This is a genomic window from Nocardia sp. NPDC056611 (assembly GCF_042792755.1).
Classification (GTDB): domain Bacteria; phylum Actinomycetota; class Actinomycetes; order Mycobacteriales; family Mycobacteriaceae; genus Nocardia.
Genome location: NZ_JBHTVV010000004.1, coordinates 611,397 through 626,083, shown reverse-complemented (window position 1 = coordinate 626,083; position 14,687 = coordinate 611,397). Strand labels below are relative to the sequence as shown.

Annotated in this window: 9 protein-coding genes; 6 read left to right on the top strand and 3 right to left on the bottom strand. The window is 68.5% G+C overall.

The features are described from left to right. Positions 1-131 precede the first annotated feature (131 nt). The gene (locus ACFRAQ_RS24195) at positions 132-749 is read left to right on the top strand and encodes a pyridoxamine 5'-phosphate oxidase family protein (RefSeq protein WP_379103233.1); all 618 of its coding nucleotides are present in this window, start codon (positions 132-134) and stop codon (positions 747-749) included. A gap of 7 nt (positions 750-756) precedes the next feature. Here ACFRAQ_RS24195 and ACFRAQ_RS24190 read toward each other — a convergent pair whose 3' ends face one another. Continuing rightward, positions 757-1,239 carry a GtrA family protein gene (locus ACFRAQ_RS24190; protein ID WP_379103231.1) on the bottom strand — a complete coding sequence of 161 codons (483 nt, stop codon included), beginning with the start codon at positions 1,237-1,239 and terminating at the stop codon, positions 757-759. A gap of 44 nt (positions 1,240-1,283) precedes the next feature. Here ACFRAQ_RS24190 and ACFRAQ_RS24185 point away from each other — a divergent pair, with 44 nt between their 5' ends. The 4 genes from ACFRAQ_RS24185 (at position 1,284) to ACFRAQ_RS24170 (ending at position 7,645) form a co-directional block, all read left to right on the top strand. Then, entirely contained in the window at positions 1,284-2,786 is a 1,503-nt protein-coding gene (locus ACFRAQ_RS24185; RefSeq protein ID WP_379103228.1) for an FAD-binding protein, read from the top strand. Further along, complete coding sequence (locus ACFRAQ_RS24180; protein WP_379103226.1) at positions 2,783-3,544, top strand: decaprenylphospho-beta-D-erythro-pentofuranosid-2-ulose 2-reductase; 762 nt, start codon at positions 2,783-2,785, stop codon at positions 3,542-3,544. The genes ACFRAQ_RS24185 and ACFRAQ_RS24180 overlap by 4 nt, the downstream gene beginning before the upstream one ends. A gap of 145 nt (positions 3,545-3,689) precedes the next feature. Beyond that, positions 3,690-5,621, top strand: a complete 1,932-nt coding sequence (locus ACFRAQ_RS24175) for a galactan 5-O-arabinofuranosyltransferase (protein ID WP_379103224.1) — start codon at positions 3,690-3,692, stop codon at positions 5,619-5,621. A gap of 203 nt (positions 5,622-5,824) precedes the next feature. After that, positions 5,825-7,645 carry a glycosyl transferase gene (locus ACFRAQ_RS24170; protein WP_379103221.1) on the top strand — a complete coding sequence of 607 codons (1,821 nt, stop codon included), beginning with the start codon at positions 5,825-5,827 and terminating at the stop codon, positions 7,643-7,645. Between the two features lie 104 nt (positions 7,646-7,749). Here the strand turns inward: ACFRAQ_RS24170 and ACFRAQ_RS24165 are convergent, their stop codons facing one another. Next, entirely contained in the window at positions 7,750-9,387 is a 1,638-nt protein-coding gene (locus tag ACFRAQ_RS24165) for a serine/threonine-protein kinase (RefSeq protein ID WP_379103218.1), read from the bottom strand. A 33-nt stretch (positions 9,388-9,420) separates the two neighbouring features. Next, positions 9,421-11,295: a serine/threonine-protein kinase gene (locus ACFRAQ_RS24160; protein WP_379103216.1), complete on the bottom strand. Its 1,875-nt coding sequence runs from the start codon at positions 11,293-11,295 to the stop codon at positions 9,421-9,423. 68 nt (positions 11,296-11,363) lie between these two features. On the opposite strand from ACFRAQ_RS24160, the gene ACFRAQ_RS24155 reads away from it, so the two are divergent. Then, positions 11,364-14,618, top strand: coding sequence for an arabinosyltransferase domain-containing protein (locus ACFRAQ_RS24155; RefSeq protein WP_379103214.1), 3,255 nt, complete (start codon positions 11,364-11,366; stop codon positions 14,616-14,618). Positions 14,619-14,687 lie beyond the last annotated feature (69 nt).

Sequence of the window (14,687 nt, the reverse complement as noted above, 5' to 3'; positions counted from 1 at the left end):
CTACCAGGTCAGATATGCCGGTTCACGCATTCGCCACACGAAAATAGTTAAACCGTATAGGATTTCGGGTGGCCGTAGTTCGTGGCCGAGCCTCTTCCATCCGGTATTTCAGCTACCAAAGGGGGCGCACGATGCCCGGGGTCAGAAACGGCAGCGACGGCGAGCGGGAACTGCAGGATCGGTACGGCACCGAGGACCGAGCAGAGCGCTTCTACTCCGATCAGGTACGGGATCGGCTCAATACCCAGATGATCGATTTCATCCGCCGGATGGATATGGCCTTCATCGCCACCGCCGACAAGCACGGCGAATGCGATGCCAGTTTCCGCGCCGGCAATCCCGGGTTCCTGCACGTGATCGACGAACGCACCGTCGCCTATCCCGAATACCGCGGTAACGGCGTGATGGCCAGCCTCGGCAATGTGCTCGAGAACCCGCACGTCGGCATTCTGATGATCGACTTCGTGCAGGACCTGATCGGCCTGCACGTCAACGGCACCGCCCGCATCGTGGACGACGCGCTCATGCGCCGCTGCGTCCCGGATCTGCCCGCCGAGTCCCGCGGCCGCATGCCCGAGCGCTGGGTGGTGGTGGATGTGGAGGAGGCCTACATCCACTGCCGCAAGCACATCCCGCACCTGGTGCCCGCGCGGCGGGAGGCCCGGCAGTGGGGCACCGACAATGTGCGCGCCAAGGGCGGCGACTACTTCCGCGCCAAGGAAGAGACCAGCGCCCTCGTCGAATCCTGAACCGCGCCTATTTGATCTTGAAGATCACCGCGCGCTGGACGATGAAGTTGATCACGGTGGCGGTGCCCTGCGCCACACAGAACGCAACGGCGATCCGCCACCAGGCGTCCGGCAACGCGTAATAGCAGAGCTGGTTGATCCCCACCTGCAAGGCGAAGGTCAACGCGTACAGGGCGATCACCGCCAGGAACCGCTTGCGATTCGGCTCGGCCTGGAAGGTCCAGCGCCGGTTGATCAGGTACGCCGTCGTGGTCCCCGCGATAAAGCTGATCGACTTGGCCACCGGCAGGGGCAGGCCCACCACCGTGAAAAGCAGGGTGTACAGGCCGAAGTCCACCACCGCGGAGAAGATGCCCGTCGCCAGGAAGCGAATGATCTGCGTCTTGAGATCGACATCCGTGCCACCCGGTTCGTCGACGAGGGGCAGCTCGGGCGGGAGGGGCAGATGGGGTTCCGCGGTCACAACGCAGAAGACTAATGCCCGCGACATCGGACACAAGCCTCGGAACGGTTATGCCTGTAGCCTCTATGCCGATGTCCACGAAAGCTCAGACCACTACCGAGGCCGCCGCCGAGCCCAGCTCGAACGGTGACAGCCCCGTAGTCGGCAAAGAAAAAGAGGGCACCGTGTCACAGCAGGGTTCGTTCGACCTGCCGACGCAGACCCGGCGCTTGACCGGTTGGGGACGCACCGCGGCCACCACCTCGGAAGTGCTCTCCACCAGCGACCCGGAACTGATCGCCAAGGCGGTCGCCATGGTCGCGGAGGACAACGACTCGAAGCCCGCGCACCTGCGTCGCGGCGTCATCGCCCGCGGCCTGGGCCGCTCCTACGGCGATCACGCGCAGAACGCCGGCGGCCTGGTCGTCGACATGACCGCGCTCAACCGCATCCACCGCATCGACCGGGACTCCCGGCTGGTGGACGTGGACGCGGGCGTGTCCCTCGACCAGCTGATGAAGGCGGCGCTGCCGTTCGGCCTGTGGGTTCCGGTGCTCCCGGGCACCCGGCAGGTCACCGTGGGCGGCGCCATCGGCTCCGACATCCACGGTAAGAACCACCACAGCGCGGGCAGCTTCGGCAACCACGTGCGGTCCATCGATCTGCTCACCGCCGACGGCAAGGTGCAGACCATCGGGCCGAAGAAGAACGCCAAGCTGTTCTGGGCGACCGTCGGCGGCAACGGGCTGACCGGCATCATCCTGCGCGCGACCATCGAGATGACGCCGACCGAGACGGCCTACTTCATCTCCGACGGCATCAAGACCACCGGCCTGGAAGAGACCATCGCAGTCCACAAGGACGGCTCGGAGGAGAACTACACCTACTCCTCCACCTGGTTCGACGCGATCAGCGCGCCGCCGAAACTGGGCCGCGCCAATGTGTCTCGCGGGCGGCTGGCGAAGCTGGACGAGCTGCCGAAGAAGCTGCGGAAGAACCCGCTGAAGTTCGATGCGCCGAATCTGCTGACGGTGCCGGATATCTTCCCGAATTTCGCAGCGAACAAGTTCACGCTCGGCATGGTCGGCGAGGCGTATTACGCGCTCGGCGGCAATTACACCGGCAAGATCATGAACTTGACGCAGTTCTACCACATGCTCGACGTGGTCTCGGAGTGGAATCGGGCCTATGGCTCCGCCGGATTCATCCAGTACCAGTTCGTGCTGCCGCCCGAGGCGCTGGACGAATTCACCAAGATCATCATCGATATCCAGCGCTCCGGGCACCATTCGGCGCTCAATGTGCTGAAGTTCTTCGGTCCGGGCAACCCGGCGCCGCTGAGCTTCCCCATGGAGGGCTGGAACATCTGCGTCGACTTCCCCGTCCGCCCGGGTCTCAACGACTTCGTGCGCGAACTGGACCGCCGCGTCCTGGAATTCGGCGGGCGCCTCTACACTGCCAAGGATTCGCGCACCGACGCGGAGACCTTCCACAAGATGTACCCCCGGATCGACGAGTGGATCAAGATCCGCCGGAGCGTCGACCCCACAGGCGTTTTCATGTCCGATATGGCGAGAAGGCTGGAGCTTCAGTGATCAATGCGGTAGGCAACCCGCAGTCCATTCTGCTGCTGGGCGGCACCTCGGAGATCGGCTTGGCGATCTGCGCCGAGTACCTGAAGAAGGGCCCCGCGCGCGTCGTCCTGGCGGCCCTGCCGGGTGACCCGCTGCGCGAGGACGCCGTGTCGCAGATGAAGGCGGCCGGGGCCTCCGAGGTCCAGGTCGTCGACTTCGACGCGCTCGACACCGGCAGCCACCCGGCCGTGATCGACGCGGCCTGGGCCACCAGCGATATCGACGTGGCCATCGTCGCGTTCGGCATCGACGGCGACGGCGAGATCTTCTGGCAGGACCAGCGCAAGGCCGTCATGATGGCCGAGATCAACTACACCGCCGCGGTGTCGGTGGGTGTGCTGCTCGGCGAGAAGATGAAGGCGCAGGGCTTCGGCCGCATCCTGGCCATGTCCTCGGTCGCCGGCGAGCGGGTGCGCCGCTTCAACTTCGTCTACGGCTCCACCAAGGCCGGCCTGGACGGTTTCTACCTGGGCCTGGGCGAGGCGATCGCCCCGTTCGGCCCGCGCGTCACGGTCATCCGCCCCGGCATGGTGCGTACCCGGCTCTCCGCGCACGCCAAGGAGAACGGCCTCACCGTGAACAAGGAAGACGTCGCGCTGCTCGCGGTGTCCGCCTCGGAGAAGGGCAAGGAAATCGTCTGGGCCCCCGGCGTTTTCCGCTACGTCATGATGATCCTGCGGCACGTGCCGCGTCCGATCTTCCGCAAGCTGCCCATCTAGGCGAGTTTGCGATCAACGCCGCATTCCGGTCCCGGGGTGCGGCGTTTTTCATTTCCGGCGGGTCGGCCCCGGCGAGAGGTCCGCGCACGCGGCACTGGCTAGGCTGACCGGCGGTCCATGACACGAATGCGGAGGGCTGGTGCGGATGAGCGAGCGGGCGAGCGGGCGAGCGGCGGTGCTGGCGCGGCAGGCCGGTAGTGCGGCCGGGGAGGCCGTGCTCGCCGCCGTGGTGGCGGCCGTGGTGGCCGCGATCGGGCTCGAGGCGTTCTCGGTCGTGCACTGGCCGGCGTTCAACTCCTCCAACGTGACCCGGGCGCTCACCACGGTCGGGCAGGTGGCCGCACTGGCCATGCTGGCGGTCGCGGTCGTGTTGCTGCGCCTGCGCACGTGGGGGCGGATCGCGAAACTGCTGTCCTGGGGCGGACTTTCGGCCTTCGTGACCGTGACGCTCGGGATGCCGCTGGCCGCGACCAAGCTGTACCTGTTCGGCATGTCCGTGGACCAGGAGTTCCGGACGCAGTATCTGACACGGCTGACCGACAGCGCGGCGCTGCGCGATATGAACTACGCCGAATTGCCGCCGTACTACCCGGCCGGATGGTTCTGGTTCGGCGGGCGGTTCGCCAACCTGGTCGGCCTGGCCGGATGGGAGGCGTTCAAGCCCTACGCCATCATCGGCCTCGCCGTCGCCGCCGTGGTGGCACTCGTGCTGTGGTCCAACCTGATTCGCGCCGACTGGGCGGTGGCAGTGGCCGCCGCGACAACCGCGGTGACCCTGGCCTACGGCGCGCCGGAGGCGTACAGCGCGGTCCTGGTGCTACTGCTCGGACCGCTGCTGCTGCTGGCGTGGGGCGCGTTGTACCGGCCGGACGAGACCGGAGATGCCACGGGGTTGCGGACCGCGGGCGGCTGGGGCGCGGTGATCGGCGCGGGCCTGCTGCTGGGATTGTTCGCCACCTTCTACACCCTGTACTTCCTGGTAGCCGTGTTCGCGGTCTGCCTGATGGCGCTGATCTCCTTCGGGCTCACCTGTCGGGCGCAGCGGACGTGGCGCGCGCTGACTCCGATCCTGCTGCGGCTCATCGGAATCGGCGCGATCTCGGGTGTGCTGGCGCTGATCGTGTGGTTGCCGTACTTCCTGAAGGCGCTGCGCGGCGCGACCGCCAGCTCCGGAACCGCACTGCACTACCTGCCCGAGACCGGGTCACGGCTGCCGCTGCCCATGTTCGATTTCGATCTGCTGGGCGTGCTGTGCCTGGCCGGAACCATCTGGCTGGTGCTGCGCGCGGGCAGTTCGCGGCGCGCGCAGGCGCTGGGCATCGGCGTGGTCGCCATCTACCTGTGGTGCCTGCTGTCCATGGCCGCGACGGCGGCCGGGACCACCCTGCTGTCGTTCCGGCTGGAGTCGCCGCTGCTGGCGCTGCTGTCGGCGGCGGGTGTGTTCGCGTTCGCCGAGGGGGCGCGGGCGGTCTATCAGGCACTGAACGAGCCGAGCCGGTTCCGGATCGCGGCGGCCGCGGTGGCGCTGGCCGGGGCGATCGGGTTCAGCCAGGGCATTCCGACGGTGCTGGCCACCGAGATCACCACGGCCTACACCGATACCGACGGCCATGGGGATCGCGCCGACAAGCGGGCTCCGTCGGCGGTTTCCTACTACCGCGAAATCGACGCGAAACTGCTGGAGCAGACCAGGCGGCCGCGCGACGGCAGCGTGGTGCTGACCGCGGACACCAGCTTCCTGGCGATCTACCCGTACTTCGGATTCCAGGCGCTCACTTCGCATTACGCGAACCCGCTGGCCGACTTCGCGGCGCGCACCGCCGAGATCCAGCGCTGGAGCACGCTGAAGACGCCGCGGGAGCTGACCGACGCGCTCGAGCACTGCCCGTGGCGGGCGCCGGACGCGTTCCTGTTCCGGCGTTCCGGCGACGGCTACTCGCTGCGGCTGTCCCAGGACGTCTATCCGAACGATCCGAATGTGAAGCGCATCACGGTGACGCTGCCCAAGGCATTGTTCGATGACGGGCACTACCGCATCACCGATATCGGGCCGTTCACCCTCGTCGTGCGCGTCTGAGAGATCGGGCGAGACAAGGATCACTTATCCCCAAAAATGAGGCGGAATCTGGGGATAACTGTCCGATTCTGTGGATAACTTCTCGACTTGCCCGTGCAATCTCAGCCGGAAGCTGTAGCGTGGGCCGCTGATTGCAAGGCACAAGGAGTTATGCGTTGGCACAGGGGCGGGAAACCGATCGGGGGAACGAAACGGACTCGGCGGTGGCGGTTCTCGACCGCGTCACGCCGAATACGGCCAATCCCAACCTGACTCGCACGCAGCGCACGGCCGCACGGCTACGCCTGGCCCGCGCCGATCTGTTCGTCGCGGGCGCGTACCTGTCGCTGGCGGTGCTGGTGCTGTCCGGTCAGTGGATGCACGCCGACCGCGGCTACCTGATCAAGAGCGGCCAGGACCAGACCATGTGGGAGTGGTTCTTCGCGGTCACCGCCCACGATGTCTCGCATCTGCACAATCCGCTGGGCACCACGCTGCAGAACTATCCCGACGGCGTGAACATGATGGCCAATACCGCCATGTTCGGAGTCGGGGTGCCGCTCACCCCGGTCACGCTGCTGTTCGGCCCGACGGTCACGTTCGTGCTGGTCCTCACGCTGGGCCTGTGCGGCACCGCGTTCGCCTGGTACTGGCTGTTCTCCCGCGAGCTGGTCTCGTCCAAATTCGCTGCGGCCGTGGGCGGCCTGTTCTGCGGGTTCGCGCCCGCCATGATCTCGCACGCCAACGCCCACCCGAATTTCGTGCTGCTGGCGCTGCTGCCGGTGATCGCCCTGAAGGTGATTCGGATGGCGCGCCGCGCGGCCGCGGGCACCGAGGTGACCCGCGGTCGCCGCAACAAGGACGCCTTCGTGCTGGGCCTGCTGGTGGCGATGCAGATCGCGCTCGGTGAGGAGCCGCTGCTCATCTTCGCGCTCGCGTTCGGTCTCTTCGCGCTGGTCTACCACCTGCACGCCCCGAAGGCCGGGCTGCGGATGGTGCGCAGCCTGGCCCCGCCGGTGCTGCTGGCGGCGCTGATCACGGTGGCGCTGACCGATATTCCGCTGTGGTGGCAGTTCTTCGGGCCGCAGTCCTACCGTTCCATCGACCACGGGCCGATGAAGAACGACCTGAAGGCGCTGTTCCAGTTCCCGTCCGAGTCCCTGGGCGGCGTGTTCTCACACGGCCAGAACGTGGCCATCAACGCGACCGAGGAGAACTCGTACTTCGGCTGGCCGCTGTGGATCGTGGTGTCGGTGGCCATCGCGCTCATGTGGCGGGAACGCGCGGTGCGGGCCGCCGCCGCGGTGATCGCCCTGTTCACGATCCTGTCGCTGGGCGCCTCGGCCACCATCGGCCTCGGCGACACCGGCATCGTGCTGCCGTGGAAGTGGCTCGACCATGTGCCGCTGCTGAATTCGGTCCTGGAGTCCCGCTTCACCATGGCCGCCATCCCCGCCATCGCGGTGGTGCTGGTCCTGGCCACCCAGCGCGCCCTGGACTACTGGAGCGTCTCCGCCACCGACTGGCGCCCGCTGGCCCTGTTCGCCGCCCTGGTCTTCGCCTTGCTGCCGCTCACGCCCACCGTCCTGCCGGTGGTCCAGCGCGCCCCCACGCCCGCGTTCTTCACCGACGGCACGGTGCGCCACTACGTTTCGGGCGGCTCCGTGGTGATCGCCCCGCCGCCCACCGCCCCCGACGCCCGCGCCTTGCGCTGGCAGGTCGACTCCGGCTTCGAATTCCCGCTCGCCGGAGGCTATTTCGTCGGCCCCACCGGCTCCTCCAAGAAGGGCCGCTACGGCCCCGACGACCGCCCCACCGCAACCCTGCTGACGAAAGCCCAGCAGTCCAACAAGATTCCGTCGATCGACGAATCCGACCGCATCCGCGCCCTGGTCGACCTCCGTTACTGGCGAGCCGACGTCGTCGTCCTGCCCCCCACCGACAACGCCGACACCCTCCGCCTGACCCTGGACCAGCTCCTCGGCTTCCCCGCCAAATACGTCGACGGCGTCTGGCTGTGGGACGTCCGCGGCCTCCTGCACTGACCCCGCGTCAGCGGGTCGGCGGCGCGCTCACCTCGGTGCAGTAGGTCGCTCCGCCGTGATTCGCGCCGGAGCGAACCAGCGTGCCGCCAAGGGCTTTTCGGTGCTCAGTTGGTGCGGGTGTAGGTGACGGCGCCGCTGCGGGAGAGGGCACGGGTGATGCGGCCGTCGGTGAGGACGAGTTCGTGGGTGCCTTGGACCAGGCAGCCGTCGGCGTCGCCGGTGACCAGGTTGCCCGCGCCCACGGTGATGTCGGCGGTGCCGGGGACGCCGAGGAGGCGGTAGTCGAAGACGCAGATGGGGCGGTTGTCTCGGAGGACGGTCGAGGTGACGACCACGTCGTCGAGGTTGCCCTGGCGGATGGAGAGGCGGTAGCGGTCGGCGTTGGCGGTGCTGGTGCCGGACCAGTCGCCGACGAAGGCGGAGGGGACGCGGCCCGCGGAGGCGGGTGGGGTGGCGGCGGCGACCGTCGTGAGGGCGGTGGGGGCGGCCGAGGCGACCGTGGTGACCGCGGCGGACAGCGGTGTGCCGGTGGATCTTCCGTGGCTTTCGAGGTACATGGTGACGAGGATGGCGCTGCCGCCGATCACGGCGGCGGCCAGCACGGCCAGCAGGCCGGTGACCACGCCGCGGCTCACCCCCGTCGACACCGGGACGGGTTCGGGGGCCCGATGCCGGTGGGGCGCGGCGTCTTCGAAGGATCCGGTGCGCGCGCCGTAGGCGACGCCGTAGGCCGGTGCGCCGGGATTGGTGCGGTAGCCGCCGGCGAGGGCGGTGGGGTCGGTGCGGGAGGAGCGGAGCAGGGTGGGGTCGGTGCGGGGGGAGCGCAGGATGGACGGGTCGGTGACGAAGCCGGGCGGTGGGGTGTTCGGGGCCGCGGCGGCCGGGTTCAGGACGGTCCGGGCGGAACCCGTCTGCCAGGCGTGCCAGGCGGCGTCGGCGAAATCGGTGCAGCTGGGGAATCTCTCGTCCGGGTGTTTGGCCAGGGCGCGGTCGAAGACGGGGTCGAAGGCCGCGGACAGGTCCGGGCGGAGCTGGGTGACGTGCAGGGGCGGAGTGCTGGTGTGGGCGTAGATCCAGCCCGCCAGGTCGGTGGCGAGGAACGGGCGGGTGCCGGTGAGGAGCACGAAAAGGGTGCAGGCCAGCGAGTATTGGTCGGTGCGCGGGTCGAGGTAGCGGCCCGAGACCTGTTCGGGGGACGCGAAGGCGAAGGTGGCGGAGATGTCGCCGGTCTTGGTGACGTGGGTGGTCTCGTCACGCAGGCGCGCGATGCCGAAATCGGTGAGCAGGGCGCGTTCGGGGCGGCCGTCGGCGGCCGGGGAGAGCAGGATGTTGGAGGGCTTCACATCCCGGTGCAGCACGCCCTGGCCGTGCGCGTAGTCGAGGGCCGAGGCGATGCCGTCGCCGATGCGCAGCGCCCGTTCGGGGGCCAGGCCGGTGAGTCCGTCGGCGTCGGGGCCGGCCACGAATTGCATGGCGATCCACAGTCTTCCGGCGTCCACGCCGCGGTCGTAGACCGACACGATGTTCGGATGGTCGAAGCGGGCGGTGATGTCGGCCTCGCGTTCGAAGCGCCGCCAGCCCTCGGTGTCGGCGTCCACCTCGTCGCGGTTGAACACCTTGAGGGCGGCCAGGCGGGGTAGCCGGGGATGTCGGGCGGCGTAGACGGTGCCCGATCCCCCGGCCCCGATCCAGCGTTCGATGACATATCCGGCGATCTCCTCGCCCGGCTTCGGATCGGCCATGATCGCGCACCTACCTACGTCAGTGGAGCCCTGCTACTTCAGTGGAGCCCGGTCGAGCCAGTCGGTCAGGAGGTTGTTCACCGTGTGCCCGGGCCAGTGCAGCACCATGACGAAACGCGACCGCGGATCGCCGTCGGGGAAGGAGACCGCGGCCAGCGCGCGCTGGCTCTCGCTGTCCCGGGTGACGGCCGGATCCACCGAGGCCGCCGTGGTGACGGTGAGATCACCCGCTACGTCCTGATGCGTTACCGGGGTGACGCGGGCATTGCCGCCGAAGAACAGCGCGGCCACGGATTTGCCCGGGCGGGTGTCGAAGTCGAGGAAGTCGAAGCGCGGCTGACCGGTGGCGTCCTCGGCATTGCAGCGCACCCGGTGCGCGCCTTGGACCGCCTCGTCCGGACCGGGATCCTTGGGACGGCAGGATCCGCCCTGCCAGCCGACCGCGGTGCCGTTGGCGGCGAGTTGACCGATCAGGCTGGGGAAGGCGCGGGCGATGGCGGCGTCCTCGCGGCCCCAGGAGGAGATCAGGGTGTCGGCGCTGGTGTACGTGATCAGGCCGCTCACATCGGTTTTGCGGCTGACCCGCCCGTCGGGCAGCAGGGTGAGGGTGGTGGGCCCGTTGGCGCGGCAGGCGTTGGAGGGCTCGCGCACCACGATCTCGGAGGTGCCGATGATGAGCCGGTCGCCGTCGCCGGGCACCTGGTCGAGCGGGGCGGAGAATTCGCAGTGGAACGGAAACCCGTTGGGCAGCACGCCGTCCACCCGGTTGGAGAGCACCGGGTCGCCGATCTTGGCCTGTTGCACGGTGAGCCGGTAGTTGGTCTGGCCCTCGGTGGCCAGCCAGGTGCCCACGAACCGGTCGGGCACCATTCCTCGCGCGGTCGGCGGAGATGGCGAGTTGCCGTGGTCGAGCGCGAATCCCACGCCCGCCGCGGTCACCGCGGCGACGGCGGCCGGAATCAGCACACGCCGCTGTAACCGGCCGTGCCACAGCGGTTTCCGTCTTCGCTTTCCGATGCTCCGAGGCGGCGGATGCAACAGGCGCGCACGGGCGGTGACGGCCAGGGCCGGATCGGAGTAGTACGCCTCGGTGGCGGCATAGGCGAAATCCACGCAGCTGTCGAAGCGGTCCTCCGGGTCCTTGGCCAGGGCACGGTCGAACACGTCGTCCAGGGCTTCCGGGAGCGCCGGGTTCAGTTCGCTCAGCCGCCGCGGCTTCTCCTGCGTGTGGGCGTGCACCCAGGCCAGCGGATTGTCGGCGGTGAAGGGCCGCTGGTCGGTGAGCAGCACGAAAAGCGTGCAGGCCAGCGAGTATTGATCAGATCGCGGACCGACCGGTTTCCCACTCACCTGCTCCGGTGATGCGAAAGCGAAAGTGGCGGAGATATTTCCGGTATGGGTGAGCTTGGTGGTCTCGTCGCGCAGCCGGGCGATACCGAAGTCGGTGAGCAGCGCCCGCTCCGGGCGGCCGCTCTCGGGATCGGCGATGAGGATATTGGACGGCTTCACATCCCGGTGCAGCACGCCCTTGCCGTGCGCGTAATCCAGCGCGGCCCCGATCTCACCGCCGATGCTCAACGCCCGTTCCGGCGAAACATGATGCAGCTCACCGGCGTCCGCGCCGTCCACGAACTGCATGGAGATCCAAAACCGGTCCTCGGCGACGCCGCGGTCGTAGATCTGCACGATATTGGGATGGTCGAAATGCGCCGCGATATCGGCCTCACGCTCGAAACGCCGCCACACCTCGTCGTCTTCGGCGACCTCGTCACGTTTCAAGATCTTCAGAGCCGTGAGCCGGGGTAGCCGCGGATGCCGGGCCGCGTAGACCACGCCCGATCCCCCGGCCCCGACCCGCCGCGCGATCACATACCCGGCGAGAACTTCGCCAGGTCGCAGCTCGGTCATGATTCCTCTTGTCTTCCGGCCCGGCCCCACGCCCAGTTCGGATAACAACCATCATAGAGTCGTTCTTCGTGCGCGCAGACTCCCGAGCGTTCCACCGCATCCGCATCCTCGCCCTGGTGTCCGGTCTTCTCGGATTCCTGCTGGCGGTGATCACACCGATCCTGCCGGTGCAGCAGGACCGGCCCACTCTGCATTGGCCGCAAGGGGATACGGCCGACGTGGCCGCGCCCCTGGTCTCCTATGTGCCGTTGAGCCTCGATGTGACACTGCCGTGCCAGGTGCTGCGGGAGTCGCCGAGCGGGACGCTGTTCTCGACGGTGCCCGCCGCCTCCGGGCAGGCCGAGACCAAGGGCCTGGTCGTCAAGGTCACCGACGAACCCGGCAAGGGGCCCGTGCTCTCGGTGCTCGTGCGGTTGATTCCGCTGCTGTCCGCGCCCGTCGCGGAGATCGGCGACTGCGGCGCCGTGACCGTGCGCTCGGACGCCACCCAGACCCGGGTGGAATTCACCGGTGTCGCGCGCAAGGACGAGACGCCGTTCGTCGGCACCGTCGGCGGCGACACCCGGCCACAGGTGGTGGGCCTGTTCACCGATCTGAAGCGGGAGCAGCTCGGGAAAGCCTCCGCCACTGTGCAGATCGACGCGCGCTTCACCTCCAGCCCGACCTGGCTCAAACGGCTGGCGACCATCGGCGCGGTGCTGTTCACCCTGCTGTCGCTGTACGCGCTGCACCTGCTCGACACCGCCGACGGCCGCAAGCCGCGCCGCTTCCTGCCCGCGCACTGGTGGCGGGTGCGGCTCGCCGATGTCGCGGTGCTGGGCACGCTGGTGGTGTGGCACTTCATCGGGGCCAACACCTCCGATGACGGCTACATCCTGAATATGGCCCGGGCCTCGAAGTATTCGGGTTACATGGCCAACTACTACCGCTGGTTCGGGGTCGCCGAGGCGCCCTTCGGGTGGCCGTACGAGGTACTGGCCTGGATGACCCGGATCAGTGATTCCAGCCCGTGGATGCGGCTGCCCGCGCTGCTGGCCGGCATCGTGTGCTGGCTGGTGATCAGCCGGGAAGTGCTGCCGCGCTTGGGCTCCCGGGTGCGCCGCGACCAGGTCGCGATCTGGACCGCGGGTCTGGTGTTCCTGGCCGCCTGGATGCCCTACGACAACGGTCTGCGACCGGAACCGCTGATCGCCGCGGGCGCGTTGCTGACCTGGTGCTCCATCGAACGCGCCATCGCCACCGGGCGGCTGCTGCCCGCGGCCGTCGGCGTGCTGATCGCCGCCTTCTCACTGGCCGCCGGGCCGACCGGCCTGATCTGCATCGCGGCCCTGATCGCGGGCGCGCGGCCGGTGCTGATGGTGATCATCACACGCGCCGGGCAGCAGCGCGGTTCGTGGCTGCTGCGCTATGGCGCGTTGCTCGCGCCCGGCATCGCGGCCGGAACCCTGGTGCTGGTGGTCGTTTTCGGTGATCAGACCCTGGCCTCGGTCATGGAGGCCACCCGGGTGCGCACCCTGATCGGCCCCAATGTGGCCTGGTTCGACGAACGCACCCGCTGGGACTCGCTGCTCATGCTCTCCCCCGACGGCTCGCTGGCCCGCCGATTCGGCATCCTCGCCATGCTGCTGAGCCTGGGCGTGTGCGTGATGGTGATGCTGCGCAAGAACGGCCGCATCCCGGGCACCTCGCGCGGTCCGTCGGCGCGGGTGCTGGGCATCGTGTTCATGTCGCTGTTCCTGATGATGTTCACGCCCACCAAGTGGACACACCACTTCGGCGTGTACGCGGGCCTGGCCGGATCGCTGGCGGCGCTGGCCGCGGTCGCGGTGGGGGTCAACGGGATTCGCTCGCCGCGCAACCGGACGCTGTTCACGGCGGCGGTGTTCTTCCTGCTGGCCATGACCTTCACCGGATCCAACGGCTGGTGGTACGTGTCCAGCTACGGCGTGCCGTGGTTCGACAAGGCCCCGCTGGTCGCGGGCAAGGGCTTCTCCACCCTGTTCCTGGGACTGGCGGTGCTGTGCCTGCTGATCGCGGCCTACCAGCACTTCCGGGAGCCGTACACGACGCCGCGGCCGGTGCGCGGCTTCGACAAGTTCGCCAGCATGCCGCTCACCATCGCGGCGGCCGTACTGGTGCTGTTCGAGGTGTTGTCGCTGGCCAAGGCGGCCGCCGGCCAGTACCCGGCCTACTCCATCGCCCAGTCGAATCTGCGCGCGCTGAAAGGCGATTCGTGCGCCCTGGCCAACGAGGTGCTGGTGGAGACCGACACCGCGGGGTCGTTGCTGCACCCGTGGACCGGCTCCGACGCCGACGGCCTGGCCGCGCAGAACACCGGGTTCACCCCCAACGGCGTGGCCACCGACCTGACCGCGGACGCCGAGGAGACCGTCACCGGCGGCGCCAACTCGGTGAACGACAAGTCCGGCAACAAGACCTCCAAGACCACCGGGGCCGGCACCGGCGGCGGCAAGAGCGAGCAGGCCGGTATCAACGGCAGCTCGGTCGCCCTGCCCTTCGGCCTGGATCCGGCCAAGACCCCCGTACTGGGCAGCTACATCGATGGCGAGCAGCAGGTTTCGAAGCTCACCACCCAGTGGTACAACGCCGAGAAGCTGAACGCCGTGCGCGACAACCCGGCCTACCAGGTGCTGGTGGTGACCGCGGCGGGCCGCGTCAAGTCCTTCGACAAGGACGGCGTCCAGACCTATGGACAGGACCTGATCGTCGAGTACGGCACCCGCGACGCCGCGGGCGAGGTCCGCGAGGTCGGCCAGATCCGGCCCATCGACATCGGCCCGAACCCGTCCTGGCGCAACCTGCGCATCCCGCTGGACCAGATTCCCGCGGGCGCGAACGCGATTCGCCTGGTCCTCAACGATGCCGACCTCACCCCGCGCCAGTGGCTGGCGGTCACCCCGCCCCGGCTGCCCGAGCTGCGGACGCTGAATTCCCTTGTCGGCGATCAGGCCCCGGTGCTCGAGGACTGGCACGTGGGCCTCGCGTTCCCGTGCCAGCGCCCGTTCGACCACCACGACGGCGTGGCCGAGGTGCCCGAATGGCGCATCCTGCCCGACCGCGTGGGCCAGGACGCCTCCAATGCCTGGCAGGACGATATCGGCGGCGGGCCGCTCGGCTGGACCGGTCTGCTGTTGCAGTCCGAGACCCGGCCGTCGTACCTGAACCACGACTGGCGACGGGACTGGGGCGCCCTCGAGAAGTTCACCCCGTATGCCCCGAACGCGAATTCACGCCCGACCCTGGACGTGACCGTCGAGACCCGATCCGGCCTGTCCAAGGACTCGCCGATCAAGGCCAAATAGCAGGATTCACACCATGCCTGTCGCGGCACGGGAGTGAACACCGCCACTCTCAGAGAGGGCAGATACGAT